The organism is Nocardia sp. NPDC058658 (assembly GCF_042716665.1).
Lineage (GTDB): Bacteria > Actinomycetota > Actinomycetes > Mycobacteriales > Mycobacteriaceae > Nocardia.
In genome coordinates this window covers 101,342-126,260 of sequence record NZ_JBHXRR010000020.1, presented here as the reverse complement: position 1 = coordinate 126,260, position 24,919 = coordinate 101,342, and the positions used below count along the sequence as shown (strand labels likewise).

The window sequence follows — 24,919 nt, the reverse complement described above, 5'->3', positions numbered from 1 at the left end:
AGCTGGCTGCCACAGCGTTCCACGTCCTCTGAAAACGACACGGTCGTCGCAACCTCTCAATCGAGAGTGTTGCGACGACCGCTAGAACCCGCCCGCTGCGATGCGGGCTTTTTCGTTGTTCGGGGACGGCGGGTCGAGGCGGTGCAGGCCCGCTCAGTGCACGGAAGGCTGCGGCACGGCAGGCGCGGCGATGTTCTCGCGAGTCCGCAGCGACGCCCACAGTGCGGCGGTCGCCGCGGTGCAGGCCGCAGCCCCGCCGACGTGGATGGCCACGAGCGCGGCGGGGACATCGGTGAAGTACTGCACGACACCGACGAGGCCCTGGGCGAGTACGAGCGCGAGCAGCACGAACAGCCGCTTGCGGATGGCCGGGGTGATCCCGACGGCGTAGAGCCCGAACGCGAGCCCGATGAGCAGCGCGAGGTAGCCGATCAGGAACTGCGAATGCAGGTGAACCAGGGTGACGATCTCGACCTGCAGGCGTTCGACCTGCCGTTCGATGCTCTTGTCTCCGGCGTGCGGGCCCGCGGCGGTGACCAGCGTGCCCGCGATCAGCACGCCCGCCAGCGCCACCCCGCTCAGCGCGGTGAGCCAGCGCAGGGGAGCGGGCACCTGCACGGTTTCGATACCGTCGTCGGGTTCGCAGATCTTGGCGTACAGCACCACGGCCAGCCACACCATCGCCATCGAGGCGAGCAGATGCACGGCCACCGTCCACCACAGCAGACCGGTGCGTACGGTGATGCCGCCGATGATCGCCTGCACCACCGTGCCGCCGGGCATCAGCCACGCGTAGACGAGAACTTCCTTGCGCCGGCGCGCGCGCACGACCGCGATGACGATCAGCGCCGCGCACAGCGTCACCGCGAAGGTGAGCAGGCGGTTGCCGAACTCCACGGTCTGGTGGATGACCGGCACTTCCGACACTCCGATGGGCGTGAAGCTGCCGGGGAAGCACTGCGGCCAGGTGGGGCAGCCCAGGCCGGAGGCGGTGACGCGCACGATGGCGCCGGTCACGGAGATGCCCGCCTGGCTCAGGATCACCGCGATGGCGATGAGCCGCTGCACCCGCAGCGAGGGGAGCGGCAGCCGGTCGACGAGGCCAACGAAGGCGCGATACAGCACGTCAGGAATGGTACCGGCCGACATTTCGGCGCTGATACCAGGGCTACTACAGTGCGTCGTTGGTCACGTCAGTGGATCCTGAACAGGTGCGCCGAGACTTGTACGCAAGCCCCGCTGCGCGCACGGCCAGTCGACAGTGGAATCGGACAGTCGGGGTCCGAGCCGTCCATCCGCGAAGCCCATGCCGCGAACGCGGCCGACCCGCCGGTCGATCGACCGTGTGTCAGTGGAACCGGAACAGTCGGGTCGCGAGCCAGCCGCACACGAGGCCCCACACCGCGAGCACGGCCACCCCGAACCAGTCGATCGATCCGGTCAGGGCCGCGTCCAGCGCATACGCCAACGCACCGGACGGAATCAGCCGGGCGATGACGGTGAGCGCGGTGGGCAGGGAATCGACGAGGACCAGGCTGGCGATGCCGAGCATGATGAACCACAGGATGTTGGCCAGCGCCAGCACCACTTCGGCCTTGAGCGTCCCGCCGAGCAGCAGACCCATCGCCGCGAAGGTGGCGGTGCCGAGCGCGATCACCAGGGCGCCGAGCGCGAGCCCGCCGATACCGGGCCGCCAGCCCAGCGCCACACCGATCGCCCCGAGCAGGATCGCCTGCAACACCACCACGATCAGCACGGCCGCGCACTTGCCCGCGATCACACCCCAGCGGGGCAGCGGTGTCGCACCGAGCCGTTTGAGGGCGCCGTAGCGGCGGTCGAAGCCGACGGCGATGGCCTGGCCGGTGAACGCGGTCGACATCACTGCGGTCATCATCACCATCGGCACGATCCGGTCGACGCGGTGCTCGCCGAGGTCGCCGAACGGCAGCAGGGTGAGCCCGATGAGCAGGGTGATCGGGATGAACATGGTGAGCAGCAACTGTTCGCCGTTGCGCAACAACAGTTTCAGCTCGAGCGCGGTCTGCGCGGTGAGCATGGTGACCCGGGACGCGGGACGTGGGTCCGGGGTGAAGATGCCGGGCAGGAATCGGCTTGCCGTCTCGCTCATCCGCGCAGGTCCCGTCCGGTCAGTTCGAGGAAAACATCTTCGAGGCGACGCTGGTCGATGCGGATGTCGGTGGCGAGCACGTCCATCCTGGCGCACCACGCGGTGACCGTGGCCAGCACCTGTGGGGTGATCTCGCCCTCGATCAGGTACATCCCCGGTGTGGTCTCGTGTGGCGAAAAACCTTCCGGCAGAGCCGATTTCAACAGCGCGATATCGAGTTTCGGTGGGGCGCAGAACCGCAACTGTCCCGCCGCGCCGTGCGCGGTGACCTCGGCGGGCGTGCCCTGGGCGACGATCCGGCCGTGATCGATGATCACGAGGTGGTCGGCGAGCTGTTCGGCCTCGTCCATCATGTGCGTGGTGAGCACGACACTCACGCCGTCGCGGCGCAGGGCGTCGATGAGCTCCCAGACGATCAGGCGGGCCTGGGCGTCCAGACCGGCGGTGGGTTCGTCGAGGAATACGATCTCGGGCCTGCCCACCAGCGCGCACGCGAGCGCGAGCCGCTGCTGCTGACCACCGGACAGGCGCCGATAAGGAGTGCGGCGACTGTCCTGCAGGCCCAGCGTCGACAGCAGCCAGTCGGGATCGATCGGATCGGCGGAATAGGCCGCGACCAGGTCGAGCATCTCGCCCGCGCGGGCACCGGGGTAGGCGCCACCGCCCTGCAGCATCACGCCGATGCGCGGACGCAACTGCTCGGAGTCGGCGATCGGGTCGAGTCCGAGAACGCGAACCGAGCCCGCGTCCGGGCGCACGAAGCCCTCGCACATCTCGACGGTGGTCGTCTTACCGGCGCCATTGGGGCCGAGCAGGGCGAACACCTGCGCCGGCTCGACGTCGAATCGGAGACCGTCCACCGCGGTGGACTCGCCATAGCGCTTGACCACACCGTCGACGCTAACGGCCGGTCCTGGGCGACTTGTCACAACTGCGCCTCGCTGACGCTCGGCTCCGTCGCGCCAACTTGTGCTGCGCCATTGGTTCGCTCGCTGCGCTCCCTCACGAGTTCACACGGTAAGCCGTGCCCTCCTGTGACGGAGCCGACACCCCCGGCTGCGCCCGCCAGGGCAGGGTGTGCCGGGTGAGCGCGAAGAACAGCGCGAAGCAGACCGCGGCGGCCAAAGCGGCGCCGATGATCTGGAAGACCTGGAATTCCGCACCACGCGGCATCACCAGTATCGAGACCACCGCCGAGAACGCGACGGCGGGCACCCGGAACACCGGCTGGGTGGCCCAGGCTGCCAGTGGAACGATGGCCCAGAGCAGATACCACGGCTGGACCACCGGAAACAGCAGCACGATCGCGGCAAGCGAGACGCCGAGCGCGCCGACCGGATGCAGGCGACCCATGCCGGTCGCGACGAGCATCCGCACCGTGATGAACGCCGCCACGGCCCCCGCGATCGGGCGGGTGATCGACAGCAGCGCGGTCGTATGGTCGCCGAGGCCGAGCAGCACCCCGCCGAATCCGGTGGCGATACCGATGATGGTGGGCAGCGACATCCAACTTCGCACGGCATTGGCGACACTGAGGGTGTGGATCCAGCCGAAGCCGAGCCCGCTGGCGAATCCGATGAAAAGTGTTGTGACCCCGGCGATTACGCCGAGGAGTGCCGCGGCTTTCACCACGGCGGTGAAGGTTCCGCCCCAGCGTCTGGCCAGTGCCATGCCGACGAAACCGAGCGCGATGATGGAAGTGAGTTTGATCGACGACGACAGCGTGATCACCACCGCGCCGCCGATCAGGAAGCCGTAGGCGCGAGTGTCGAACGGTGGCAGATTCATCGCCGTGAGCCGGTCGGGTCTGCCGCCTTCGCCGTAGATCGCACGCAGCATCAACTCCACACCTGCCAGCATCAGGCCGAGCATCAGCGCATCGTTGTGCACGCCACCGACCAGGTGGAACAGCACCAGCGGATTGGCCGCACCGAGCCACAGCGCACTCACCGGCGCCACCCCGCACCGCACCGACAACCGCGGCAGCGCCCACACGATCAGCGCCACCCCGGCCAGCGCCAGCAACCGGTGCACCCACACTCCGGCGATGATGTTGTCCCCGGTCAGTTCCGCGATCCCGCGGCCCATCCACAGGAACAGCGGCCCGTACGGCGCGGGCGTATCCCGCCAGATCGTCGGCACATTGTTGGTGAGCACATTGTCGATCCCGAGTCCGGCTACCGGTCCCTCGGAATAGGGATCGATGCCACGGGCCGCGATCTCGCTCTGTGCCAGATAGGAGTAGACGTCGTTGCTGAACATCGGCGGCGCCACCGACAGCGGAATGATCCACAGCAGCAACGTGCGATCCAATTGCGAGCGGCTCAGCCGGTGCAGCGGCGAACCTGCCAGCCCGCCGATCGCGAAGCGCCCCAACAGCAACCACGCGCCGATCACCAGCGCCGTGCCGAACATGCACATGGCCAGCGATCCGGTGTGTGCTCGCGCGAAGATGCCGAGCACCCGCACGCCAGAGACCGGGTTCTGGTGGACCGGTTGGGCACCGATGCCCAGCGCCGCGATCGCCATCAGCACCGCGCCGGTCGCGCCCATCAACCGGATCCGGTCCAGTTGGGCGCGTTCGCGCTTGTCGAGTCCTGGCACCTCGGTCTCGTCGCGATGCAGCACCGCGACGGTGTGATCGGGCGTCGACACATCGAGCCCGAGAGCTCGCCGCCCGAACGCCAGTGTCTTGCGCGCCGCGCCCTCCAGTACCGCCACGAAGTCAGAGCCTAGTGTGCGTGGGCGCGGCGGGGTTCGTCAGTCGTTCACGCATGGGCCGTGGCGGCGGCGAGAGCTCAGCGTCCCGGGCTCGGGCACGCGTCCGGTGGCCGCGGGGCGACTGTGCTCCGTGGCCGGTCAGGAGCGAACTACCTCGGCACTTCGACAGCGGTCTGCGCGGTGACCACCGGCGCTCCCACCAGCACCGGCTGCGAGCGCAACGACACCGCCGCAGCGAGGATCACGCCCACGCAGATCACCGCGACCGCACCGAGCGCCGCCCAGCCGATGCGCTGCGCGGACTGCTGATCGCGGGCCTTCAGCCAACCTGGCACGAACAGGATGCCGAGCGCGCTCAGGGTGCCCGCGGCCAGACCGCCGAGGTGACCCCACAGCGAGATCCCCGGGATCGAAAAACTGATCAGCACGTTCACACCGATGACCACCAGCATCGGAGTCGGACTCTGCCGCAACCGGATCAGGGTCACCGTCACCGCGCCGAACAGGCCGTACACCGCACCGGACGCACCGGCCGTCGCCGTGATGGAGTCCGACAACACCATCACCGCCGCCGAACCACCCAGCAGCGAAACGAGATACACGCACGCGAACCGGACCCGACCGAGCACCTGCTCGAGGTCGCGCCCCACCACATACAGCGCGAACATATTGACCAGCAGATGGATGGCGCCGTAATGCAGGAACCCGGACCCGAGCACCCGCCACCAGTCGCCGTCGGCCACCAACAGCGGCACCAGCACGAATTCCCGGAACACCGACGACCCGCGATAGTTGTCCATCGGACTGCCGGCCTGCGCCGCGGTGATCACATAGACCAGCACGTTGATCGCGATCAACCCGTAGCTCACATAGGGGACCGCGCCGCCCTGGCGCGCACCGCTGACCGTCCGCACCGGTCGCACCTCCTGCTGTCCCTGCCGCACACAGTCGACGCAGTGCTGCCCGACCGAAGCCGGTCGCAGGCACTCGGGACAGGCAGGCCGACCGCATCGCGTACACGCGAGTCCGGTAGGCCGATCGGGATGACGGACACACGTGGGTGTGAGCGGGTTCGACACCCTGCCATCGTGCCAGACCTCGCGGCCCGCCGACCGTGTTCACCACACCGCACCTGGACAGTTGATCGCGACGTTGCGGTACGAATATCGTCGCCGAGCAACGCCATGCGAGCGTGGTGACACACCATTTACGCGCCCGTGCTCAGCGCTGCGAGGTGCCGGTGATCCGAGTGATCGGCCTGTGCGATGGGTCACCCGGCAGCGTCCGGTCGATCGGCCCGCAGGGGCCGCACCTGGGGTTTTGCCGCGGTCGAGAGTGCTCAGGCGATCTCCATCGCAGGTCAGGGCACCCTTTGTCAGGTGACCCTTATTAGATTTGGGGAAGCAATTCCGCCACACTGGTGTTGTGAAAACCGTGGGTTTGCGGACAGACGTGGAAAGTGACGGTCGTAAGACGACCGGCGCTCGCTCGTCCGCTGTGCCCGCGGTGGCCGCGCAGGAGGGGCAGACCCGGGCGGCCATCGTCCAGTTGCTCCTGGAACAGGGTCCGATCACGGCCACCGCGATCGGCACCGAACTCGGCCTCGCGCCCGCCGGGGTGCGCAGGCACCTCGACGCGCTCATCGACGCAGGCCAGGCTCGGGCGAGCCGTTCGGCGCCGTGGCAGCAGAAGGGTCGCGGCAGGCCGGCCAAGCAGTACCAGCTCACCGCGGCGGGCCGGGGCAATCTCGGCCACGCCTACGACGATCTGGCCGGAGCGGCGATTCGTCAGCTCGGTGAGATCGGTGGCGACGCCGCGATCGCCGAATTCGCCCGCAAGCGGGTTCGCGTGATCGTCGAGGGCATCGAACCCGTCGCCGACCACACCGCACCGGTGATCGAGGCCAAGGTCTCCGAGATCGCGGAAGCGTTCGCCGAGGCCGGTTTCGCCGCCACCACCCGTCAGGTCGGCGCTGGTGTGCAGATCTGTCAGCATCACTGCCCGGTTGCGCACGTGGCCGAAGAGTTTCCCCAGTTGTGCGCCGCCGAATTGGACGCTTTCCGCGACCTGCTCGGCACCCACGTGCAGCGACTTGCGACGATCGCCAACGGCGATTGCGCCTGCACCACCCACGTGCCGCTGGTTGCGGTGCCGAAGATCCCATCCGCCGCACAGCCCGCGGCGGGACGTACGAACGACTCCGGAAGGAGTGCCGAATGACGACCCCTACCGACCAGGTGCAACCGCTCACCCAGGACGAAACCATCGCCTCGCTGGGCACCTACGGTTACGGCTGGTCCGACTCCGATGTGGCCGGTGCCAGCGCGCAACGTGGCCTGTCGGAGGCCGTCGTCCGCGATATCTCGGCGAAGAAGAGCGAACCCGAGTGGATGCTCGACGTGCGCCTCAAGGCGCTGCGCATCTTCGATCGCAAGCCCATGCCGAACTGGGGCTCCAACCTCGACGGCATCGACTTCGACAACATCAAGTACTTCGTGCGTTCGTCGGAGAAGCAGGCCGAGAGCTGGGAAGATCTGCCCGAGGACATCAAGAACACCTACGACAAGCTGGGCATCCCCGAGGCCGAGAAGCAGCGTCTGGTCTCCGGTGTCGCCGCGCAGTACGAGTCCGAGGTCGTCTACCACTCCATCCGTGAGGATCTGGAGCAGCAGGGCGTGATCTTCCTCGACACCGATACGGCGCTGAAGGAGCACCCGGAGATCTTCCAGAAGTACTTCGGTTCGGTCATCCCCGCCGGTGACAACAAGTTCTCCGCGCTGAACACCGCCGTGTGGTCGGGTGGCTCGTTCATCTACGTGCCGCCGGGCGTGCACGTGGACATCCCGCTGCAGGCCTACTTCCGGATCAACACCGAGAACATGGGCCAGTTCGAGCGGACGCTGATCATCGTCGACGAGGACGCCTACGTCCACTACGTCGAGGGTTGTACCGCCCCGATCTACAAGTCGGATTCGCTGCACTCCGCGGTCGTGGAGATCATCGTGAAGAAGGGCGGCCGCTGCCGCTACACGACCATCCAGAACTGGTCGAACAACGTGTACAACCTGGTCACCAAGCGGGCCAAGGCCGAAGCAGGCGCCACCATGGAGTGGGTCGACGGCAACATCGGCTCCAAGGTCACCATGAAGTACCCGGCGGTCTGGATGACCGGCGAGCACGCGCACGGCGAGGTCCTCTCGGTCGCGTTCGCGGGCCCCGGCCAGCACCAGGACACCGGCGCCAAGATGCTGCACCTGGCCCCGCACACCTCCTCGACCATCGTGTCGAAGTCGGTGGCGCGTGGTGGCGGTCGCGCGTCGTACCGCGGTCTGGTCCAGATCAACAAGGGCGCGCACGGGTCGAAGTCGACCGTGAAGTGTGACGCGCTGCTGGTCGACACCATCAGCCGCTCGGATACCTACCCCTACGTCGACATCCGCGAGGACGACGTGACCATGGGTCACGAGGCCACGGTCTCGAAGGTCTCCGAGGAGCAGCTGTTCTACCTCATGAGCCGCGGCATGACCGAGGACGAGGCGATGGCGATGGTGGTGCGCGGGTTCGTCGAGCCGATCGCCAAGGAATTGCCGATGGAATACGCATTGGAACTGAACCGGCTCATCGAGCTGCAGATGGAAGGGGCCGTGGGCTGATGTCGACGCTCGAGACGCCGATCCAGAACCCTGGCGCGGGCGCCGCGGTCAACAAGGGCGAGGTCTTCACCTCGTTCGATGTGGATCAGTTCGAGATCCCGTCGGGTCGCGACGAGGCGTGGCGGTTCACCCCGCTGCGCCGTCTGCGCGGCCTGCACGACGGCACCGCCGTTGCCGATGGTCAGGCCGTCGTCGAGGTGAGTGAAGTCGCCGGTGTCACCGTGGAAACGGTGGGCCGCACCGACTCTCGCCTCGGCCAGGCCGGTACCCCCGCCGATCGTGTTGCCGCTCAGGCCTATTCGGGTTTCTCCGAGGCGACCGTGATCACGGTCGGCCCGGAAACCGAAGTGACGGACCCGGTTACGGTGACCATCACCGGTCCCGGTGAGGGCAAGACCGCCTACGGTCACCTGCAGATCCGCCTGGACAACTTCGCCGTCGCGACCGTGGTCATCGACCAGCGCGGCAGCGGAACCTACGCCGAGAACGTCGAATTCGTGCTCGGTGACAGCGCCAAGCTCACCGTCGTCGCGGTCCAGGAATGGAACGAAGACGCCGTGCACGTCACCGCGCATCACCTGAAGCTGGGCCGTGACGCGAACCTGCGCCATGTGTCGGCCACCCTCGGCGGTGACCTGGTTCGCCTGTCGGGCACCGTGCGCTACGCCGGTCCCGGTGGTGAAGCCGAGCTGTTCGGCCTGTACTTCGCCGACGCCGGTCAGCATTTCGAGCAGCGTCTGCTGGTCGATCACGCCGAGCCGAACTGCAAGTCGAACGTGCTGTACAAGGGTGCGCTGCAGGGCGATCCGAAGTCTCCGAAGGGTGACGCTCGCACGGTCTGGATCGGCGATGTGCTGATCCGCGCGGCCGCCGAGGGCACCGACACCTACGAGGCCAACCGCAACCTGGTGCTCACCGACGGCGCGCGCGCCGACTCGGTGCCGAACCTGGAGATCGAGACCGGCGAGATCGCCGGTGCCGGACACGCCAGTGCCACCGGCCGTTTCGACGACGAGCAGCTGTTCTACCTGCGCGCTCGCGGCATTCCCGAAGACGTGGCCCGCCGCCTGGTCGTGCGTGGCTTCTTCTTCGAGATCATCCAGAAGGTCACGGTCCCCGAGGTCCGAGAGCGGCTCGAGGCGGCCATCGAGGCCGAACTCGCCACTGTCGGCATCTGACACCCACTTACTTACCGAAGGATTTTGATTCGATGACCACCTTGGAAATCAAGGACCTGCACGCGGAGATCACCACCCCCGAGGGTGAGTCCAAGCAGATCCTCAACGGCGTGAACCTCACCGTGAAGTCCGGCGAGACGCACGCCATCATGGGCCCCAACGGCTCGGGCAAGTCCACGCTGTCCTACGTGATCGCGGGCCACCCCAAGTACACCGTCACCCAGGGCACCATCACCCTCGACGGCGAAGACGTCCTCGCGATGTCGGTCGACGAGCGCGCCCGCGCGGGCCTGTTCCTGGCCATGCAGTACCCGGTCGAGGTCCCCGGCGTGTCGATGTCGAACTTCCTGCGCACCGCCGCCACCGCCGTGCGCGGCGAGGCCCCCAAGCTGCGCACCTGGGTCAAGGAAGTCAAGGAGTCGATGAAGGAGCTCGACATCGACTCGGCCTTCGCCGACCGCTCGGTGAACGAGGGCTTCTCCGGTGGCGAGAAGAAGCGTCACGAGGTGCTGCAACTGGGTCTGCTCGCACCCAAGATCGCGATCCTGGACGAGACCGACTCGGGCCTGGACGTCGACGCGCTGCGCATCGTCTCCGACGGGGTGAACCGCTACAAGGAGCGCACCGACGGCGGCGTGCTGCTGATCACGCACTACACCCGCATCCTGCGCTACATCAAGCCCGACTTCGTGCACGTGTTCGTCAACGGCAAGATCGTCGCCGAAGGCGGCTCCGAGCTGGCCGACGAACTCGACGCGAACGGCTACGAGCGCTTCACGTCCGCGACCACTGGAGCCTGACATGACCGCGACGGTCCCAGCTCTCGACGTAGCCCGCATCCGGGCCGACTTCCCGATCCTGCACCGTACGGTGCGGGACGGGAAACCGTTGGTGTACCTGGATTCCGGTGCGACCTCGCAGCGTCCGCTGCAGGTGCTGGACGCCGAGCGCGACTTCCTGCTCACCCGTAACTCCGCGGTGCACCGTGGTGCCCATCAGTTGGCGGAGGAGGCGACCGACTCCTACGAGGAGGCGCGCGCCGATATCGCCCGCTTCGTCGGCGCCGACGCCGGCGAGATCGTGTTCACCAAGAACGCGACCGAGTCACTGAACCTGGTGGCCAACGCTTTCGGTGACGACCGGTTCCCGTACAAGGTGGGCCCCGGTGACGAGATCGTCATCACCGAGCTCGAACACCACGCGAATCTCGTTCCGTGGCAGGAACTGGCGCGGCGCACCGGTGCCACTTTGAAGTGGTACGGGATCACCGACGACGGTCGGATCGATCTGGATTCGCTCGAACTGTCTGCTGCGACAAAGATTGTCGCGTTCAGCCACCAGTCGAACGTGACCGGCGCCGTCGCTCCGGTGGACGAATTGGTCCGCAGGGCAAAGCAAGTCGGCGCGTTCGTCGTGCTCGACGCGTGCCAGTCGGTGCCGCACATGGCGGTGGACTTCCACGAGCTCGGTGTCGACTTCGCCGCGTTCTCCGGCCACAAGATGCTCGGCCCGATGGGCGTTGGCGGACTGTACGGCCGTCGCGTGCTCCTGGAAGAGACGCCGCCGTTCATCACCGGTGGATCGATGATCGAGACCGTCACCATGGAGAAGACCACCTACGCGCCGCCCCCGCAGCGCTTCGAGGCAGGTACTCCGATGACGTCGCAGGTGGTCGGGCTGGCCGCCGCGGTGCGCTACCTCGAGAACCTCGGCATGGATGCCGTTGCCGCACACGAGCATTCGCTCACCGGTGCTGCACTGGACGGACTGTCCGGGATCGACGGGGTGCGGATCATCGGACCCACCGAGAACATCGATCGCGGTGGCGCGGTGTCGTTCGTGGTCGACGGGATCCACGCCCACGACGTGGGCCAGATCCTCGACGACCAGGGCGTCGCCATCCGCGTGGGCCACCACTGCGCCTGGCCGCTGCACCGCAAGTTCGGTGTCGCCGCCACCGCACGTGCCTCGTTCGCCGTTTACAACACCCTCGACGAGGTCGACGCACTGGTTGCCGCCGTGCGCAAGGCCAAGAGCTTCTTCGGAGTTGCCTAGATCATGCGTATGGAGCAGATGTACCAGGAAGTGATCCTGGACCACTACAAGCACCCGCACCACCGCGGGCTGCGGGAACCATTCGGTGCCCAGGTGCACCACGTGAACCCCACCTGCGGTGACGAAGTGACCATGCGCGTGCACATCGACGACGCGGGCGAGATCGCCGACGTGTCCTACGACGGTCAGGGCTGCTCGATCAGCCAGGCCGCCACCTCGATCCTCACCGATCAGGTGATCGGCCTGCCGGTGCAGCAGGCGCTGAAGGTGGTCGACTCGTTCAGCGAGATGATCTCCAGCCGCGGCACCGTCGAAGGCGACGAGGACATGATCGGCGACGGCATCGCCCTCGCCGGCGTGAGCAAGTACCCGGCGCGCGTCAAGTGCGCGCTGCTGGGCTGGATGGCGTTCAAAGACGCTGTCGTGCAGATCAGTTCGGCCGAGGAAACCAAGGCACCGATCGGAAATGGGGAGTCTGCCACATGAGTGAGAGCACAGATACCGCACAGACCCCGGAAGCCGTCGAGGCCGAGGTCGCCAAGCCCGCCGAGGTCGAGTTGACCCCCGAGCAGGCCCAGCACATCGACGACCTCGAGGAAGCGATGCGCGACGTCGTCGACCCCGAACTCGGCATCAATGTCGTCGATCTCGGCCTGGTCTACGGCCTTTCGGTCGACGACGAGAACATCTGCACCCTCGACATGACGCTCACCTCGGCGGCCTGCCCGCTGACCGACGTCATCGAAGACCAGTCCCGCAACGCGCTGGTCCGCAGCGGTCTGGTCGAGGACCTCAAGATCAACTGGGTCTGGATTCCGCCGTGGGGCCCGGACAAGATCACCGACGACGGCCGCGAACAGCTGCGGGCCCTCGGTTTCACGGTGTAGCACGGTCTTTCACGAGCCCGGATCCCGCGTGGATCCGGGCTCTTTCATGTGCTGACGGTATTGCACCGCAAGCTTCGATTGTGACCTTGCGCCGTGAGGTTGGCTATCACCGGGCATTCGGTGATGATCTTGAAGGTTCCGGACTTCCGGAACAGCTTTCAAGAGGAGAACTTTCGAATGAGTTTCATGGGTAAGGTCGGCTTCGCCGTCGCGGCGTCGGTTCTTGCGGCCGGGTCGGTGCTGGGCCCCGGTACGGCGAATGCGGCGGGCGACCAGTGGGGCGCGATGGCCGTAGACGGTGACTGGACGAACTTCGGTCGTTCGGTCGACTACCCCACGCGTGCCGAGGCCGAGGCCGCCGCGATGGATCAGTGTGCCGCCGACGGTTGCTTCATCGAGGTCACGTGGGCCAACGGCTGCCTGGCCCTGGTCGACAACGAGGAGTTCATCGCCTGGGGCAAGGGCTCGACCCGCGCCGAGGCCGAGCGTGAGGCCCACCTCGCGCTCACCGAGGGCACCCCGCAGCACCTGCTCGTCAACCTCGGCTCCTCGCAGCTGGCAGGCGGTCGCGTGATCGACACCCTCTGCACCAGTAACGCGGGCTGATGCGTTTCATGGGTAAGGCCGGCTTCGCCGTCGCGGCCTCGGCTCTTGCGGCCGGGTCGGTGCTGGGCGCCGGTGCGGCGAACGCGCAGAGTCTGTACGGCGCGATCGCCTACAGTCCCTCGCACATGACTTTCGAGTCGAGCTTCGACTGGCCGAGTGTCGAGGCAGCAGGTGACCGGGCGGTGGTTCGCTGTGTATACGACGACTGCGAGGTGCTTTTCACCTGGTCCAACGGCTGCGCGGCGGTCGTTACGAACACGCAGGGTTATACGGGCGTGGCATCGGGACCCAACCGCGCCGAGGCCGTGCGAAACGCCATCGCCAAGGTGTCCGAGCTCGCTCCGATGGCATTGCTGGCCAACGTCGGTTCGTCGGAGCTGAGCGGTAACAAGGTCGTCGACGTGATCTGCACGTCGAACGCCGGCTGATCTGGGTTCCCGAGTGCCCGGTGCCGGAGGGGCCGGGCACTCGGTGTTCGGGGTGATCATGTGCCGACCGTGGTGCTGTGATGTTTCACCGTGCGGTTGGCTATCACCGGGCCTTCGGTGATGATCTTGAAGGTTCCGGACTTCCGGAACAGCTTTCAAGAGGAGAACTTTCGAATGAGTTTCATGGGTAAGGCCGGCTTCGCCGTCGCGGCGCTGGGTCTTGCGGCCGGGTCGGTGCTTGGTGCCGGTGCGGCGAATGCGGCGAGCATGCACGGCGTGATCGCGTTCAGCCCCGAGGAATGGGCCTACGCGGTCAGCGTCAACGAGGCTCGCTTCGACGACGCCTACAACGAGGCGATGGAGATCTGTGACGCCGCGGATTGCTCGGTCATGATCTCCTGGACCGATGGTTGCGCCGCGATCGTGGAAAGCGATGAGGGCGTCGCCGCCGGAGCGGGCGCCACTTCGGCGGACGCGACGCGTGCGGCGTTCCAGCGGCTCACCGAGATCACCCCGACCGCCCTGCTGGCCAACGTGGGGTCCTCGGACCTCAGCGGTGCCGAGGTCGTCAAGGTCATCTGCACGGCGAACGCACGCTGACCATCGCAGAGCGAACAGGCCCGGATCCTCATCGAGGGTCCGGGCCTTTGTCGTTGTGCGCTAAGCGTTTTCGGCCGCGGCGACCTGGTCGAACCAGGCGCTGATCATGTCGGCGGTACCGACGATGATGGCGTCGAGTTCGGCGTCGTCGAGTTCGACCGAACGCAACGCGGTGGCGAAGCCCGCGTTGAGTACGACGAAGGCCATCACGTCGATGTCGGCGTGCTTGATCGGGCCGACGATCTGGAGGATGTAGAGCTTGATCAGCATCCGCAGCCGGGGTTCGAATTCGGGGATGCCGCTGCCGTGGAACTGCAGATCGGTGACAAGGGCCCGCACGAGCGGTCCGTTCGAGACGAGAATGTCCACGGCCGAGCGGATCAGGCTGACCACTGCCTCGCGCGGGGATTGCTCGGAGCTGTTGGTCAGCAGCTGGCTGTAACGCTCTTCTACCTGCAGAAACAGGCTGTCGTTGAGTTCTTTGACGATCTCGTCGCGGTCGTTGAAATACCGGTACAGTGTGCCGATGCTCATGCCCGCTTCGGTGGCGATCCGGTTGGTCGAGGTGTTGCCGATGCCGCGGGTGCCGAAAAGATGAGCGGCTACCGAGAGAATGCGCGTTCTCGTCTCCTTCGCCCGGTCCTGCTTGGGGTGTTTGCGCTGCTTATCGGCCTGCGTGGGCATTTATCAACCTCGACGGAAAGAAGAGTAGAAGGTGAGCTGGTGCTCACCCTACAGTCATGATCACAGAGAAACCGAAGTGCGGGTCATCACATAGGCCAACACGACGGAGGCACAACCACCACCGGCGACGCCGGGGTGTAGAAGGAGGAGTCGACGATGACGATCCCACTGGACGAGACGGCACTGTGGCAGCCCCTGCGTGACGTCCGGACGATGACCAGCCGATTGGTCGGTCATTTCGTCGACAACGTCGCGACCTGCCGGACGCTACCCGGCGATGTGATCGCCGGCGACGTCACCTCGGTCACCCGGATGTGCCTGGAAATCGTCGGCGGCATGCTCGACGGCCGCGACGAGGAGGTGAAACTGAACCGGCTCGCGGTGGCGGCGGCCGGCTGGGCGCGCGAGGGCGTGCCGATCGACACGATCCTGCACGCCTTCCACGAGGGCTTCCGGCTCGCGTTCGACGCGGTCTACGACGAGGTAGCCGACACCGATCGCGCGAGCTTGATCCACGGCTTCCGCCGGACCGTCGAGATCTCGGATCTGTTGTGCACCACCGTGACCCGGTCCTACATCCGCGAGCACCGTGAGGCCGTCGGCGAGCATCACACCGCCGTGCACACACTCACCTCGGCGCTGCTGGCCGGTCAGTCGACCGTCACGATGGCCCGCGAGGTCGGGATCACCGTCGCCGACGCGTACTCGGTGTTGGCCATCTCGATCGGGACGCATCCCGACGAGCGTGACCCGCGCGTGAACGGCGCGGTGGTGGCCCGGCGCAAGCTGCGCAGGGTGCAGACCGCGCTGGCGCACCGCTGCGGTGAGCAGGTGTTGTCGCTGCTGTCGGTCGACGGTGGCACCCTGCTGATCCCGTCCGATCTGATGGTCGACGAGCAGCTCGACGCACTGGTCGAGGGTCTGTCGCGGGCCGCGCACGTCGACATCACGGCCGCCCTGGTACCCGCCACCACCGACGAGATCCCCGACGCGGCCCAGCGCGCCCACGAACTCCTCGACATGGTGGAGCGTCTCGACAGCGCCCCCGGCCTGTATCGCTTCGGCGATCTCGCCCTGGAATACCAGCTCACCCGCCCCGGCCCCGGCCGTGCCCGCCTCGGCGAGCTCCTGGCCCCCCTCGACAACCACCCCGAGCTCTACGAAACCCTGCGCGTGCACATCGCCAACAACATGAACCGCCAGCGCACCGCGCGCCTGCTGCACATCCACACCAACACCGTCGACTACCGGCTGCGCCGAGTAGCCCAACTCACCGGCCTCGACCCCGCCCAGTCCTCCGGCCTGTGGCAATTGCGCTCCTCGATGATCGCCCGCAGCTTCCATACCGGCCCCGCCCCCCAATCGACCACCGCCGCCGACACCAGAATCCGCCGCCACCCCTACCCTGACCTGGACGGCGCCCGATCGGCCTGACCCTGGAATCCGCTACATCGAACACCTCGACACAACCGTGCCGAGGTGTTCGCGTGCAGGGGGTAGCACCATCTTCCTTTATATGGTTGCATTGACCAAAACGAGGAGGGGTGATGGCTTTCGAATCCGTAGAGCAACTGTGCCAGGCGATCTCGCAGGGTGCTACGCCGAAGTACCTGGCGTTCTGGGGGCACAGTCCACGTCGGGACGGGACACTCGGCTCGAGTCGCCTGAGTCAGTGGTGGCCTGCGAGTTTCGTGGTCGACGGGGTGGAATTCGCCAGTGCTGAGCACTACATGATGTGGCGCAAGGCGTTGCTGTTCGATGACGCGGCCACGGCGGCGAAGGTGCTCGAGGTCGGTCACCCGAGCCAGGCGAAGAAGCTCGGAAGGCAGATCAGGGACTTCGACGAAAATGTTTGGGTGGGTGCGCGATTCGACATCGTTGTCGCGGGGAGTGTGGCCAAGTTCGGGCAGGATGACGCGCTGCGGAAGTTCCTGACCGGGACCGGTTCTCGCGTGCTCGTCGAGGCGAGCCCGGTGGACCGGATCTGGGGGATCGGGTTGGCCGCCGACGATCCGGACACGACTGAGCCGGGTCGGTGGAAGGGGTTGAACCTGCTCGGGTTCGCGTTGATGCGGGCGCGGGATGAGCTGATTCGTCAGTAGGTGGTTCGACGCTACTTGTCGGTGGGCGTTGTTAGTCTGTGGCGGATGAACGATCCGGGAGGAATCGGACGTCACAATGTGCGAAAACCGCTGTGCCCGGGGCTGTCTCGGTGCCACGGTGGGATTCGCTGATGGGCCGTCGCCGCTATGCCGGAAAACTATTTCCGGGGGAGTGGGCGGGGAGTTCATGATTGGTTCGGCTTCGAGGCGCGGAGTCGGTATTTCGATGGGGAGAATCTCTGATGTCTGTGCTGGGCAAATATGCCCTTGGTGTGGCTGCTGTGTCGGCGGTGGCGGCGTTCACCGTGGTGACCGCGGGGCCTGCTTCCGCGGGGGCGAGCGGGGTCGCGATCGCGGAGGTGCCGGGGTACACCGCCGTGTCACGTGATGGTGGATTCCAGGCCGCGGCGGGCGATCTCTACGGGGCGCTGGCGTTGTCGCCGGGCAACGCGGTGGTGGCCTCGGCGGTGAATTACGGCAGCTGGGCGGCGGCCAGCCGGGCCGCACTCGACGAGTGTGGGGTCAGGGACTGCCAGGTGGTCGTCGAATTCCGCAATGCCTGCGGTGCGGTGGCCCAGGGTGCGGACTACCGGTTCGGCTGGGCATGGGATCACTCCCTGGCCGCAGCCGAGCGGGCCGCGGTGGATGTGCTCGGCTTCAGCGCCCCGCCCTTCCCCGACCTGGGTTCGGCGTCGCCCCGCGCGGCGAGCGTGATCCTGTCGGCCTGCACGGCCAACGTCTGACGCAAGTAGGGGCACAGAGTGAACAACTCTGTGCCCCTACTGTTTTCAGCGGCGCAGCACTTTTCTGGCCAGCCAGTTGCCGAAGAACTGCACACCCTGCACGCCGACGATGATGATCAGCACCGCGACCAGCGTGACCTGCCACTGGAACTGCTGATACCCGTAGACGATGGCGAAATCACCGAGCCCACCACCGCCGACCGTCCCCGCCATCGCGGAGATGTCGACGATCGAGATCACCACGAACGTGTAGCCGAGGATCAACGGCCCCAACGCTTCCGGGATGATCAGCGTGACAATGATCCGCAGCGGTCCCGCGCCGACCGCGCGAGCCGCCTCGATCACGCCGGGATCGACCGTCACCAGGTTCTGCTCGACGATCCGCGCGATACCGAACGACGCCGCGACGATCATCACGAACAGCGCCGCCTCGGAACCGATTGTCGTGCCGACCACCTCCAGGGTGACCGGACCGAGCGCGGCCAGCAGAATGATGAACGGAATCGGGCGCACGATATTGACCAACACATTGAGCACGAAGTAGGTCGGCGCGTTCGCCAGCAACCCGCCCTTGCGGGTCGTGTAGAGCGCGGTTCCCAGGACGAGCCCGATCACCCCGGCCACCACGAATGTCACGCCGACCAGGTAGACGGTGGTCCCGATCGCCTCGAACAGTGTGGGCCGCAGCTTCTCCCAGTTCGTTTCCATCAGCGGGCCTTCCGTTCCAGGTCGGCGACAACACGATCCAGCGCGGCATCGGGGCCGTGCAGCGCCAGTGTGACGCTGCCGAAGGTCTTGTCCTGCAACGTGCTCACCCCGCCGTAGACGATCTCGAAGCGCACGTCGGCGGCGGTCGCGGCGGCCAATGCCGCGCCGAGCCCGCTGTCGTCATCGATGTCGACGGTGACCAACCGCCCGCCGTGCAGTTCGCGCAAGCGATCCAGTTCCGTCGCATCGGGCCGATTGTGCAGCACGGTCGCCACGAACGACCGTGTCGGCGCGGCCTGCGGTGCCGCGAAAACATCGAAGGTGGAAGCCAATTCGACGATCCGCCCCTCGGCCAGCACCGCGACCCGGTCGGCGACCGCCCGGATCACATCCATCTCGTGGGTGATCACCACGATGGTCACCCCGAGTTCGGCGTTGATCTTCTTCAGCAGTCGCAGCACCTCACCCGTGGTTTCCGGGTCGAGCGCGGAGGTGGCCTCATCGGCGAGCAACAGTGAAGGCGACGTCGCCAGCGCCCTGGCGATCCCGACCCGCTGCTTCTGCCCACCCGACAGCTGATCGGGGTACGCGCGCGCCTTGTCGGCGAGCCCGACGAATTCCAGCAGTTCGGCGACCCGGGCCTTGCGCTCGGCCCGCTTCCAGCCCGCCACCTTCAGCGGATACTCGATATTGCCTGCGGCAGTGCGGGATCGGAACAGATTGAACTGCTGGAACACCATGCCGATATCGCGGCGCAGCCTGCGCACCTGCGCCTCCGGCACCCCGGTGATGGGGGTGGCGGAGATCGTGACAGTGCCGGAGGTGGGCTTGTCGAGGGCGTTGATCAGCCGCACCAGCGTGGACTTGCCCGCGCCCGCGTAGCCGATCACCCCGAAGATCTCACCGGGTTCGATCCGCAGGTCGATGTTCTCCAGTGCGGTGTGCTGGTCTTTGCCGCTGCCGAAAACCTTCGTGACGGAACGGAATTCGACCGCCGCGTTCACTTGGTCGTACGGATGCCCTGCTGCACCCGGTCCAGGATCTGCTCGAGCTCGGGGCCGGTGCGGTTCACCGCGACCGCGGTGCCCTTGGTGACCTCGGCGTGCGCGGTGGCCACGGCCTGGTCTTTCCAGATCTCGGTCAGCTTCAGATAGGTCGGATTGTTCTTGTCCTCGGCGCGGCTGACGATCACATTGATGTAGGGCTCGGCGGCCGGATTCTTCGGATCATCCTTGTACAGCGCCGATTTCGGATCGACACCCGAGCGCTCCAGGAAGGTGTTGTTGATCACCGAGCCGTCGACCGACGGCAGCGACAGTGCGGTCTGGGCGGCGTCGACCGGGGTCACCCGCACCTTGGAAGCGGCCTTGTCGATATCGGCCGGGGTCGGCTGGGTCGGCGTGCCGCTGAGCTTCAGCAACCCGGCCGCCTGCAGCACGAACAGCGCGCGCGCCTGGTTGGTCGGATCGTTGGGAATCGCGATCTCGCCGCCGGCCGGGATATCGGCCAGCGTCTTGTGCTTCTTCGAGTAAAGACCCAGCGGCACAATGTAAGTCGAGCCGATCGGGGTGAGCGTGTCCGAGCTCGCCACGTTGTACTGGCCGAGGAACTGCAGGTGCTGGAACAGGTTGAGGTCGATCTGCTTCTGCGACAGCGCCGTGTTCGGCTGCTTGTAGTCGGAGAAATTGGTGACCTTCAGGGTGATGCCCTGCTCCTTGGCCTTCTGTTCGAAGACCTCGAACGCCTTGTCCTTGTCGGTGGTGCCGATCCGCACCACCGTGCCCGACGCGTCATCGGAACCGCACGCGGTGAGGGTGAGGGCCGCGGTGGCAATCAGCACCGGGATCGCCAGTGTTCTAGAGAATTTCACTCGGCAATCCAAGCCGTCCCAGCAACCCTCGACAATGGTTTAGCTTGCCGCGAGCGAAACCCTCGCCAATACCTGGACGAGCGTCTAACTTTGCGACGTCAGTCGTGCAGGAACTTGTGGACCAGCATGACGGCCATCGATCCCTCGCCGACGGCGGCGGCGACGCGGTGGCCGTTGAACGCGCGCACGTCACCGGCCGCGAACACCCCAGGGACCGTGGTTTCCAGGTGGAGGGGTGGGCGTTCCAGGTGCCAGGCGGCGGCGTCGACGGTGGCGATGTCGGGGCCGGTGAGGAGGTAGCCGTGGTCGTCGCGGGCGAACGAATCATCGAGCCAGCCGGTTGCGGGGTTCGCGCCGATGAACGCGAACAGCCAGGTGGCGGGTACTTCTTCCACGGCGCCGGTCTTGCGGTCGCGCAGGGTGAGGTGTTCGAGGTGGGTGTCACCGGAGGCGTCGACGACTTCGACGCTGGTGCGCACCTCGATGGTCGGGATCGACGCGATCTGCTCGATCAGGTAGCTCGACATCTCTACGGCCAGGGAATCGGCGCGGACCAGCATGATCACCTTGCGGGCGCAGGAGGAGAAATAGACCGCCGCCTGACCCGCGGAGTTCGCACCGCCGACGATGTAGACATCGGAGCCCGAGCACAGCGGTGCCTCGGTGAGTGCGGAGAAGTAGAACACGCCGCGGCCGTTGAACTTGTCGACACTCGGGATGTCGAGGGTGCGGAAGGAGGCGCCGGTCGCGATGATCACCGAGCGAGCGGTGACGGTGACGTCGTCGGTGCAGTGGACCGCGAAGCCGTGGTCGGTGGGGCGCAGCTGGTCGGCCTGCAGGCTGATCACCAGTTCGGCGCCGAATTTGGCAGCCTGTCTGCGGGCGCGGTCGGTGAGGTCGGAACCGGAGATGCCGTCGGGGAAACCGAGATAGTTCTGGATGTCGGAGCTCAGTCCGGCCTGGCCGCCGATCGCCCACCGTTCGAGCAGGATCGTGTGCAGCCCCTCCGAGGCGCCGTAGAGCGCGGCCGCCATGCCGGCGGGTCCGCCGCCGACGATGAGCAGGTCGTAGTCGTCGGCGGTGGGTTTCGTATGTAGACCCACCCACTCGGCGAGCTGTTCCTCGCCGGTGGGTTTGAGGGCGCGTCCGTCCGAGGCGATCAGCACCGGCGTGTCCTCGGCGGTGAAACCGTGTTCGTCGAGGAGCTTTTGTCCGGTCGGATGGCTGGGTTGCACCCAGCGACAAGTGATTTCGTTGCGGGCCAGGAAGGTGCGGATCGCGGTGCACGCGGGCGACCACATGTCGGCGACCACGGTCAGCTCGGCGTTGTCGTGCTCGTCCTGCGGAGTAGGAGCCACCTGTCGAGAATAGGCCGGACCTGGGGATATGGGTGCGCGGCACTCCGTACCTCCGGGCCGACCCGGACCCGGCACGAATCAGCGCAGCGGGTGCTCGACCGACAACCGCCCCCGGCGGACGAGGTCGCGTTTGGTGATCGGCGGCAGCGTGGCGTCGTCGTCCGGGGTCGCGGGATTGGCGCGAACCAGCAACGTGACGGTCGCGGCGGGCACGAAGCCGCTGCTGGTCATCAGCGCGGCCGAGGCACTGTTGCGGTCCTCGACATCGGTGACGATATGGCGGGCCCCGCGCGCGAACAGCGCCTCCGAGCACACGTTCACCAGCCGCCGCGCGATCCCGTGGCCCTGCATATCGGGGGCGACCGCGATCCATTCCAGATACGCCCAGTCGTCGCGATGCTCGAACTCCATCGACCCGAGCACGAACCCGACCACCCGGTCGGAATCCAGGGCCACCCAGCAGGCGTTGTCGGGGCTGTCGAGGTGCTGGGCGACGGCCGTGAGCGACCACGATGTGTACGGCTTGATGGTGGTGTCGAAGACCTGATGGCCGAGGTCGAGGACTTGGCGCAGGTGTCCCAATCCCATCGGCACGACAGCGATGGCGGTGTCCATGGCCGCCAGTGTGCCCTACGCGCCCTTGCGGGCCTTGGACGCTGTGGTCTTGGCCGCGGCTTTGCGCGGTGCGGCCTTCTTGGCCGCGGTCTTCTTCGCCGGCTTCTCCGGGGCGGCTTCCCTGCGCCCGCTGGCCTCGAGACTGCGCTGCAGCGCGGCGACCAGATCCACGACCTCGGCGTCGGCCTGTTCGGCGGGCTCGGTCTCCGCCGCCGGTTCGACCTTGCCGGTGCCGCTGGCGATCGCCTCGTCGAGGAGTTTCTGCAGTTCGATCTGGTATTCGTCGGTGTATTCGGACGGATCGAAATCACCGGACATCGACTCGACCAGAGTCTCGGCCATCTTCAGTTCCTGCGGGCGCGGGGCGGGCGCGTCCTCGAGCGACGGGAATTCGACCGCACGCACCTCGTCGGGCCACAGCAGCGTCTGCAGCACCAGCACACCGTCGCGCACGCGCAACGCGGCCAGGCGTGTCTTCTGCCGCAGGGTGAAGTGCACGAGCGCGGTCTTGTCGGTCCGTTCGAGGGTCGCGGCCAGCAACTGATAGGCCTTCGGGGTCGTCGAATCGGGTTCGAGGTAGTAGCTCTTGTCGAACAGGATCGGGTCGATCTCCTCGGACGGCACGAACTCCAGCACCGGAATCTCGTGCTTCTCGGCCGCGGGCAATTTCGAGAAATCCTGATCGGTCAACACCACCTGCTCACCGTCGGGCGAGGTATAGGCCTTGTCGATATCGGCGAACTGCACAGAATTCCCACACACCTGACACACCCGGTCATATTTGATCCGGCCCCCGTCCTTGGCGTGGACCTGATGGAACCGAATGTCGTGATCCTCGGTCGCGGTATAAACCTTGACCGGCACATTGACCAGCCCGAAAGCGATCGAGCCCTTCCAGATCGACCTCATTTCCCCATCATGGTCGATATGTTGCGCCCTGGCGAGCAAGCGGCATCGAATCGCCGCTGGTCCGTAACCGGGGAGAGCTTGAAAAAGGGACTCGCGCGGCTCCGAATTGGTTGATAGACAAGCGCATGGCCGTTATGTCAGTACCCGCTCTGTTGGCGTTCGCCGGGCTCTGTCTGCTGCTGGCGATTACGCCGGGGCCCGACACCTTTCTCGTGCTGCGCCATTCCCTGTCCGGTGCGCGGCTCGGCATAGCCGCCGCGGCCGGTTCCGGGCTCGGATCGTTCGCCTGGCTGCTTGTGGTCGCCGTCGTCGCAGCTCGTGCGGGGCGATGGTTGCGCAGGCCGAAGGTCGCCCGCGCGCTGGGCAATCTGAGTTCCCGCGCATTGGCCGTCCTCGGTGTCGCCACGCTCTCGGCCCGCACGACTTCGTAGCAGGTCGCCGGGCGCGGCTCGGTGGTGCGGCGGCAGTGGGCGATATCGGGTCTGGTCCAATCGTGGGGTGCGTGCGGACCTGATCGTGTGTGGGCTCGGTCCTGCGGGGCGGGCGGTGGCTCATCGTGCGGTTGCACAGGGGTTGGCGGTGGTTGCGGTTGATCCGGCGCCGGAGCGGGTGTGGACGCCTACTTATGCGGCTTGGGCTGATGAGTTGCCGGGGTGGCTTGGTGCCGAGGTGGTGGCGGCGACGGTGGCGGGGCCGTTGGCTTGGGGGGTGGGGGAGCATCGGATCGAGCGGGTTTATCGGGTGTTCGATACTGCGGGGCTGCAAGCTTCGCTGACGCTGGATGGGGTGACGGTGCTCGCGGATCGGGTGGTCGAGGTCGATGCGCGGGGTGGGACGGTGCGAACCGCAGAGGGGGTGACCTGTACCGGACGGGTGGTGGATGCGCGCGGATTGGGGCGCAGGCCCGGGCGTGCTGAGCAGACTGCCTATGGTGTGGTTCTCGATCGCGACCACGGCGAGACGTTGTTCATGGATTGGCGTCGCGACAACGGTGCCGGGCCCGATGAGATGCCGTCGTTCCTCTACGTGGTGCCGCTCGGTGGCGATGCCGTGTTGTACGAGGAAACCTGCCTGGCAGGCCGACCCGCACTCACGCCGGAAGTGTTGCGGCACAGGCTGGAACATCGGCTCGAGGCGCGCGGGATCGAGCTGTCCGGAACCGAACCGGTTGAGCGAGTGCGATTTCCGGTGCAGGGTGGCACACCGGGGAACGGGCGGTTCGGTGCGGCCGGGGGACTCACACATCCGGCGACCGGTTACAGCGTCGCCGCCGCCCTCGCCGCAGCCGACATCGTCGTCGCGGGCGGGAACATCTGGACCCCGCAGGCTCGCGCGGTCGCTGCCCTGCGCCGCGCCGGATTGCGTGCGCTGCTGGCCCTTCCGCCGCGCGAGGTACCGATCTTCTTCGATGCGTTCCTCGGTTTGCCTGCCCCGCTGCAACATTCGTACCTGTCGGGACGCGACGACCTTCGCGGAACTCTGGCGGCGATGCGCGCATTGTTCGCTGACCTACCCCCGCGCCTGCAACGCACCCTCGCTACCTCGGTCATCGGCATCGGCTAGCCGGTAGCGGAGAACCTGTTTACCCAATCGTCAATTTCTCAAACATGCCGGGGCGCAACACCCTTGCTAGGATTTCGCTGTCCGGCGTCGTGGCCGGGCATGCCGCCTACC

Annotated in this window: 27 protein-coding genes; 15 read left to right on the top strand and 12 right to left on the bottom strand. The window is 66.6% G+C overall.

Annotation, left to right across the window (positions count from 1 at the left end):
- Positions 1-153 precede the first annotated feature (153 nt).
- The 5 genes from ACFWUP_RS24165 to ACFWUP_RS24145 all read right to left on the bottom strand — a co-directional run bounded on the left by ACFWUP_RS24165 (position 154) and on the right by ACFWUP_RS24145 (position 5,928).
- Positions 154-1,125, bottom strand: coding sequence for a heme A synthase (locus ACFWUP_RS24165; protein ID WP_379237924.1), 972 nt, complete (start codon positions 1,123-1,125; stop codon positions 154-156).
- A gap of 223 nt (positions 1,126-1,348) precedes the next feature.
- Positions 1,349-2,128, bottom strand: coding sequence for an ABC transporter permease (locus ACFWUP_RS24160; protein ID WP_379237916.1), 780 nt, complete (start codon positions 2,126-2,128; stop codon positions 1,349-1,351).
- Positions 2,125-3,057, bottom strand: a complete 933-nt coding sequence (locus tag ACFWUP_RS24155; protein ID WP_379237914.1) for an ABC transporter ATP-binding protein — start codon at positions 3,055-3,057, stop codon at positions 2,125-2,127. The genes ACFWUP_RS24160 and ACFWUP_RS24155 overlap by 4 nt, the downstream gene beginning before the upstream one ends.
- Before the next feature lie 73 nt (positions 3,058-3,130).
- The gene (gene mptB / locus ACFWUP_RS24150; protein WP_379237912.1) at positions 3,131-4,849 is read right to left on the bottom strand and encodes a polyprenol phosphomannose-dependent alpha 1,6 mannosyltransferase MptB; all 1,719 of its coding nucleotides are present in this window, start codon (positions 4,847-4,849) and stop codon (positions 3,131-3,133) included.
- Between the two features lie 149 nt (positions 4,850-4,998).
- Positions 4,999-5,928, bottom strand: coding sequence for a rhomboid family intramembrane serine protease (locus tag ACFWUP_RS24145; RefSeq protein ID WP_379237910.1), 930 nt, complete (start codon positions 5,926-5,928; stop codon positions 4,999-5,001).
- A gap of 346 nt (positions 5,929-6,274) precedes the next feature.
- On the opposite strand from ACFWUP_RS24145, the gene ACFWUP_RS24140 reads away from it, so the two are divergent.
- From ACFWUP_RS24140 to ACFWUP_RS24095, 10 genes are all read left to right on the top strand, one after another.
- Positions 6,275-7,069 (top strand): helix-turn-helix transcriptional regulator, encoded by a 795-nt coding sequence (locus tag ACFWUP_RS24140; RefSeq protein WP_379237908.1) that lies wholly within the window; start codon positions 6,275-6,277, stop codon positions 7,067-7,069.
- Complete coding sequence (gene sufB, locus ACFWUP_RS24135; protein ID WP_379237906.1) at positions 7,066-8,502, top strand: Fe-S cluster assembly protein SufB; 1,437 nt, start codon at positions 7,066-7,068, stop codon at positions 8,500-8,502. Before ACFWUP_RS24140 ends, sufB begins: the two co-directional genes overlap by 4 nt.
- Positions 8,502-9,680: a Fe-S cluster assembly protein SufD gene (sufD, locus tag ACFWUP_RS24130; RefSeq protein WP_379237904.1), complete on the top strand. Its 1,179-nt coding sequence runs from the start codon at positions 8,502-8,504 to the stop codon at positions 9,678-9,680. Before sufB ends, sufD begins: the two co-directional genes overlap by 1 nt.
- Positions 9,681-9,712: 32 nt before the next feature.
- On the top strand, positions 9,713-10,480 hold the full coding sequence (gene sufC, locus ACFWUP_RS24125; protein WP_379237902.1) for a Fe-S cluster assembly ATPase SufC: 768 nt from the start codon (positions 9,713-9,715) through the stop codon (positions 10,478-10,480).
- 1 nt (position 10,481) lies between these two features.
- A complete protein-coding gene (locus ACFWUP_RS24120; RefSeq protein WP_379237900.1) occupies positions 10,482-11,735 on the top strand; it encodes a cysteine desulfurase in 1,254 nt (417 codons plus the stop codon).
- Between the two features lie 3 nt (positions 11,736-11,738).
- On the top strand, positions 11,739-12,221 hold the full coding sequence (gene sufU, locus ACFWUP_RS24115; RefSeq protein ID WP_379237898.1) for a Fe-S cluster assembly sulfur transfer protein SufU: 483 nt from the start codon (positions 11,739-11,741) through the stop codon (positions 12,219-12,221).
- Positions 12,218-12,622, top strand: a complete 405-nt coding sequence (locus tag ACFWUP_RS24110; RefSeq protein ID WP_379237896.1) for a metal-sulfur cluster assembly factor — start codon at positions 12,218-12,220, stop codon at positions 12,620-12,622. Before sufU ends, ACFWUP_RS24110 begins: the two co-directional genes overlap by 4 nt.
- Before the next feature lie 177 nt (positions 12,623-12,799).
- Positions 12,800-13,228: a DUF4189 domain-containing protein gene (locus ACFWUP_RS24105; protein WP_379237894.1), complete on the top strand. Its 429-nt coding sequence runs from the start codon at positions 12,800-12,802 to the stop codon at positions 13,226-13,228.
- On the top strand, positions 13,228-13,656 hold the full coding sequence (locus ACFWUP_RS24100; protein WP_379237892.1) for a DUF4189 domain-containing protein: 429 nt from the start codon (positions 13,228-13,230) through the stop codon (positions 13,654-13,656). The genes ACFWUP_RS24105 and ACFWUP_RS24100 overlap by 1 nt, the downstream gene beginning before the upstream one ends.
- A 174-nt stretch (positions 13,657-13,830) precedes the next feature.
- Positions 13,831-14,256, top strand: coding sequence for a DUF4189 domain-containing protein (locus tag ACFWUP_RS24095; RefSeq protein ID WP_379237890.1), 426 nt, complete (start codon positions 13,831-13,833; stop codon positions 14,254-14,256).
- A 60-nt stretch (positions 14,257-14,316) separates the two neighbouring features.
- Here the strand turns inward: ACFWUP_RS24095 and ACFWUP_RS24090 are convergent, their stop codons facing one another.
- Positions 14,317-14,940 carry a TetR/AcrR family transcriptional regulator gene (locus ACFWUP_RS24090; protein WP_379237888.1) on the bottom strand — a complete coding sequence of 208 codons (624 nt, stop codon included), beginning with the start codon at positions 14,938-14,940 and terminating at the stop codon, positions 14,317-14,319.
- A gap of 156 nt (positions 14,941-15,096) precedes the next feature.
- Between ACFWUP_RS24090 and ACFWUP_RS24085 the strand changes: the two genes are divergently transcribed.
- The 3 genes from ACFWUP_RS24085 to ACFWUP_RS24075 all read left to right on the top strand — a co-directional run bounded on the left by ACFWUP_RS24085 (position 15,097) and on the right by ACFWUP_RS24075 (position 17,785).
- Positions 15,097-16,374 (top strand): PucR family transcriptional regulator, encoded by a 1,278-nt coding sequence (locus ACFWUP_RS24085; RefSeq protein WP_379237886.1) that lies wholly within the window; start codon positions 15,097-15,099, stop codon positions 16,372-16,374.
- Between the two features lie 113 nt (positions 16,375-16,487).
- On the top strand, positions 16,488-17,042 hold the full coding sequence (locus ACFWUP_RS24080) for an NADAR family protein (RefSeq protein ID WP_379237884.1): 555 nt from the start codon (positions 16,488-16,490) through the stop codon (positions 17,040-17,042).
- A gap of 242 nt (positions 17,043-17,284) precedes the next feature.
- Positions 17,285-17,785 carry a DUF4189 domain-containing protein gene (locus ACFWUP_RS24075; RefSeq protein ID WP_379237882.1) on the top strand — a complete coding sequence of 167 codons (501 nt, stop codon included), beginning with the start codon at positions 17,285-17,287 and terminating at the stop codon, positions 17,783-17,785.
- Between the two features lie 45 nt (positions 17,786-17,830).
- Here ACFWUP_RS24075 and ACFWUP_RS24070 read toward each other — a convergent pair whose 3' ends face one another.
- The 6 genes from ACFWUP_RS24070 to ACFWUP_RS24045 all read right to left on the bottom strand — a co-directional run bounded on the left by ACFWUP_RS24070 (position 17,831) and on the right by ACFWUP_RS24045 (position 23,245).
- Positions 17,831-18,493, bottom strand: coding sequence for a methionine ABC transporter permease (locus ACFWUP_RS24070; protein ID WP_379237880.1), 663 nt, complete (start codon positions 18,491-18,493; stop codon positions 17,831-17,833).
- Positions 18,493-19,497 carry a methionine ABC transporter ATP-binding protein gene (locus tag ACFWUP_RS24065; protein ID WP_379237878.1) on the bottom strand — a complete coding sequence of 335 codons (1,005 nt, stop codon included), beginning with the start codon at positions 19,495-19,497 and terminating at the stop codon, positions 18,493-18,495. The genes ACFWUP_RS24070 and ACFWUP_RS24065 overlap by 1 nt, the downstream gene beginning before the upstream one ends.
- Positions 19,494-20,363, bottom strand: coding sequence for a MetQ/NlpA family ABC transporter substrate-binding protein (locus ACFWUP_RS24060; RefSeq protein WP_379237876.1), 870 nt, complete (start codon positions 20,361-20,363; stop codon positions 19,494-19,496). The genes ACFWUP_RS24065 and ACFWUP_RS24060 overlap by 4 nt, the downstream gene beginning before the upstream one ends.
- Positions 20,364-20,461: 98 nt before the next feature.
- The gene (locus tag ACFWUP_RS24055) at positions 20,462-21,721 is read right to left on the bottom strand and encodes an NAD(P)/FAD-dependent oxidoreductase (protein WP_379237874.1); all 1,260 of its coding nucleotides are present in this window, start codon (positions 21,719-21,721) and stop codon (positions 20,462-20,464) included.
- Positions 21,722-21,799: 78 nt separating this feature from the next.
- On the bottom strand, positions 21,800-22,336 hold the full coding sequence (locus ACFWUP_RS24050; RefSeq protein ID WP_379237872.1) for a GNAT family N-acetyltransferase: 537 nt from the start codon (positions 22,334-22,336) through the stop codon (positions 21,800-21,802).
- A gap of 15 nt (positions 22,337-22,351) precedes the next feature.
- Positions 22,352-23,245, bottom strand: a complete 894-nt coding sequence (locus ACFWUP_RS24045) for a Ku protein (RefSeq protein WP_379237870.1) — start codon at positions 23,243-23,245, stop codon at positions 22,352-22,354.
- Between the two features lie 134 nt (positions 23,246-23,379).
- Here ACFWUP_RS24045 and ACFWUP_RS24040 point away from each other — a divergent pair, with 134 nt between their 5' ends.
- Both ACFWUP_RS24040 and ACFWUP_RS24035 read left to right on the top strand, forming a co-directional pair.
- Positions 23,380-23,676: a hypothetical protein gene (locus ACFWUP_RS24040; RefSeq protein ID WP_379237868.1), complete on the top strand. Its 297-nt coding sequence runs from the start codon at positions 23,380-23,382 to the stop codon at positions 23,674-23,676.
- A gap of 79 nt (positions 23,677-23,755) precedes the next feature.
- Positions 23,756-24,808: a lycopene cyclase family protein gene (locus ACFWUP_RS24035; protein WP_379237922.1), complete on the top strand. Its 1,053-nt coding sequence runs from the start codon at positions 23,756-23,758 to the stop codon at positions 24,806-24,808.
- The last annotated feature ends 111 nt before the right edge of the window (positions 24,809-24,919 follow it).